Consider the following 3,434-nt stretch of genomic DNA (forward strand, 5'->3'; position numbering starts at 1 on the left):
GACGGCTCGCGGAGGGCGGTCAGGCCGGCGGCCGGCACGGCCATCAGGCCGGCCGGACCCGCCGGACCCGCGGTCCAGGCACCCGTGAGCGCCGCCGCCGGGTCCGGCGGGAGCGCCGTCCGAGGCCCCGGGCCGGTCGCCTTGGAGCCGGTGGTCATGTTCCTGGCCCAGCCGGGCAGCCGCGGCTCGGGCAGCCGGACGGACGACCGCACCGGGTACGGGCGGCGCTCGGGCGGGGTCCGGTGGACGGTCACCGGGCGGGCGATCCGGCCGTGGGGCTCCAGCACGAGCAGGCGGCCGTGGAGGTCCGCGGCGTCGGGAGGACGGTCGTGGGGGTCCTTGGCGAGCAGGTCGAGGACGATGCCCTCGAAGGCCTCCGGCAGCTCCGGCCGGTGGGTGCGCGGCGGCACGGGCGCGGTGTCCCGGTGGCCGACGAGCACGGCCCAGGCGTCGTCCATGTCGAACGGCGGGGCGCCGGTGGCGAGCTCGTACAGCACGCAGCCCAGGGAGTACAGGTCGCTGCGGTGGTCGACGGGGCCGCCGCCGATCTGCTCGGGCGACATGTAGTGGGGCGTGCCCATGGCGATGCCGGTGCCGGTGAGGCGGGAGGAGACCGAGGAGTAGCCGATGGAGTCGCCCAGCCGGGCGATGCCGAAGTCGCAGATCTTCACGCTGCCGTCGGTCAGCCGCATGACGTTGGCGGGCTTGAGGTCCCGGTGGACGACGCCCTGGCCGTGGGTGTAGGCGAGGGCGGCGGCGACCTGCTCGGCGATCTCCAGGATGTCGGGCACGGGCAGCGGGTGCCCGCCGGTGTCCTCCAGGAGCTCGCTGAGGTTGCGGCCGTCGAGGAGCTCCATGACCAGGTAGAGCACGCCGTCGGACTCGCCGAAGTCATGGATGACGGTGATGCCCCGGTGCTGCAGGGCGGCCGCGACGCGCGCCTCGCGCCGGAAGCGCTCGCGCAGCACCCGGAGGTAGGACGGCTCGTGCCGCGGCCCCATCGGCTTGAGGCACTTGACCGCGACCTGCCGGCCGAGCGACTCGTCGAGCGCCCGCCACACCTCGCCCATGCCGCCCCGCCCGATGCGTTCGAGCAGGCGGTACCGCCCTTGGATCAGCCTGGTGTCCACCATCCCGCGCCGCCGCCCCCGTCGATGCCCCGCGCCTCCCCCGGCCCGTCCAGTATGGCGGCCCGTCTGTGCAGGTTGTAGACGGAAGGACGGCTACCGGGCCCGAGTCTGGCCACCGCGCGGAGGATGTGCTTCGGCGGCAGCTGCCAGCGGAGGCCGGCGGGGATCAGCCGCAGCGCGGCACCCGCGGCCCGGAGGCGGCGGGTGACGACGGCCGGAGGCGGGGCCGGCCTGCCGTACAGCTCGTGGGCCCAGGGAGGCAGCGCGGCGTAGGCGAGGGAGGCCGCCCGGCCCCAGACCAGGGCGCGGGCCGGGACCGCCGGGAACGGCACGGGCGGGCGCCGCAGGAAGGCGTCGACCCCGCGGGCCTCCGGGGTGAGGGCGAGCTCGGGGCGCACCTTCTCGAAGTAAGCGGCCAGCCGGGCGGTCGTGCCGGGCACACCGGCGGGATCGAGGCCCACGAGGCGGGCAGACTGCCGGTGTTCGGCGCAGTAGGCGTCGGCCTGGGCGTCGCTGAGGGCGATGCCGGAGCGTCGGACGACGTGCAGGTAGGAGTCGATCTCGGCGCAGTGCACCCACAGCAGGAGGCCGGGGTCGTCCACGCGGTAGCGCTCGCCGGTGCCGGGGTCGGTGACGGACAGCCTGCGGTGGATCCCGCGGACGGCGGCCCCCGCCCGCTCAGCGGCTTCGGTGGTGCCGTACGTGGTGGTGCCCACGAAGTGCGCGGTGCGCAGCAGGCGGCCCCAGGCGTCCTTGCGGAAGTCGGAGTTCTGCGTGACGCCGCGGACCGCACGAGGGTGCAGCGCCTGCAGCCACAGGGCGCGCACCCCGGCGATCCACATCATGGGGTCGCCGTGCAGCTGCCAAGTGACCGAGGCGGGCCCGAAGAGCCCGGGGTCGGCTTGCGGCATGGGGCACCTCCCGTCGTCGTCAGGTTAGCGGCGCACGCGCGGCATCCCCAGGCCGATCCAGGAGATGATCTCCCGCTGGATCTCGTTGTTGCCACCGCCGAAGGTGAAGACGACGGCGGCGCGGTAGGCACGTTCCAGTTCGCCGTGGAGGGCGGCGCCGGCGGAGCCCTCCTTGAGGGGGCCCGCGGCGGCGAGGACCTCCATGAGCCGGGCGCAGGCGTCGCGGCGGGCCTCGGAGCCGTAGACCTTGGCGGCGGAGGCGTCCTGGGGGGTGAGGGCGGAGCGCTGCAGGGCGTCGACCATCTGCCAGTTGAGGAGCTTCATGGCCTCCAGGCGCAGGTGGGTGCGGGCGAGCCGGGTGCGGACCCAGCCGAGGTCGATGACGCGGCGGCCGTCGGCGAGCTTGGTGGCGGCGGCCCAGCGCCGGACGTCGCGCAGGGCGCGGATCGCGGTCGCGCCGTGGGCGGCGAGGGTGACGCGCTCGTGGTTGAGCTGGGTGGTGATCAGCCGCCAGCCCTGGTTCTCCTCGCCGACGCGGTTGCGGACGGGGACGCGCACGTCCTCGTAGTAGCCGGCGGTGGTGCTGTGGGAGGCGAGGGTGTTGATGGTGGTGCAGGAGTAGCCGGGGGAGCTGGTCGGTACGAGGAGGAGCGTGATGCCCTTGTGCGGCGGGGTGCCGTCAGTGATGGGGGTGGTGCGGACGGCGAGCCAGATCCAGTCGGCGCTGTCGCCGTTGGTGGTCCAGATCTTCTGCCCGTTGACGACGTAGTCGTCGCCGTCGCGCACCGCGCGCGTCTTGAGGGAGGCGAGGTCGGTTCCGGCGTCGGGCTCGCTGTAGCCGATGGCGAAGTCCAGCTCGCCGGAGAGGATCCGCGGCAGGAAGTACGCCTTCTGCTCGGCGGTGCCGAACTGCATGAGGGTGGGGCCGACGGTGTTGAGCGCCATCAGGGGCAGCGGCACGCCTGCCTGGGCGGCCTCGTCGAAGAAGATGAACTGCTCCATCGGGGTCCGGCCGCTGCCGCCGTACTCGGCGGGCCAGCCCACCCCGAGGCGGCCGTCGGCGCCGAGGCGGCGGATCGTGGCGCGGTAGAAGCGCTTCTGCGCGGCGGGGTCGTCGTGGCTCTCCGGGTCGCGGCCCAAGACCAGTGCGGCGAAGTAGTCGCGCAGCTCGGCGCGGAAGCGCTGCTGTTCCGGGGTGTATTCGAGGTCCACGGCCCCTCCAGGGTCTCGCCCGCACCGACGGCGCACACCGTAGAACCTGTTCCAGAAATGTGGAAGACGAAGAAAAAGTGGAAGACGGAGAAAAAAACAGACCTCGCAGGGCGTCGGCCCTGCGAGGTCCCGTCGGATGCGGCGGACGGCGCCGCGGCCGTCAGCGGCCGGCGTGGCGGCG

General features: G+C 74.1%; 3 protein-coding genes. All 3 read right to left on the reverse strand.

The window, feature by feature from the left end:
• Positions 1–1,133: serine/threonine-protein kinase (locus tag B7P34_RS35450; RefSeq protein ID WP_146167029.1), on the reverse strand; the 1,133-nt coding region annotated here is incomplete at its 3' end.
• Positions 1,115–2,041, reverse strand: a complete 927-nt coding sequence (locus B7P34_RS35455) for an oxygenase MpaB family protein (RefSeq protein WP_106682231.1) — start codon at positions 2,039–2,041, stop codon at positions 1,115–1,117. The genes B7P34_RS35450 and B7P34_RS35455, both read right to left, overlap by 19 nt.
• A gap of 24 nt (positions 2,042–2,065) precedes the next feature.
• Positions 2,066–3,253 carry an acyl-CoA dehydrogenase family protein gene (locus B7P34_RS35460; protein ID WP_106682232.1) on the reverse strand — a complete coding sequence of 396 codons (1,188 nt, stop codon included), beginning with the start codon at positions 3,251–3,253 and terminating at the stop codon, positions 2,066–2,068.
• Positions 3,254–3,434 lie beyond the last annotated feature (181 nt).

It is taken from the genome of Streptosporangium nondiastaticum (assembly GCF_003011965.1).
Taxonomy (GTDB): Bacteria; Actinomycetota; Actinomycetes; order Streptomycetales; family Streptomycetaceae; genus Streptomyces; species Streptomyces nondiastaticus.

Coding starts and splice junctions, on each gene's coding strand:
- B7P34_RS35455 (WP_106682231.1), bottom strand. CDS start 2,041: ATGCCGCAAGCCGACCCCGGGCTCTTCGGGCCCGCCTCGGTCACTTGG.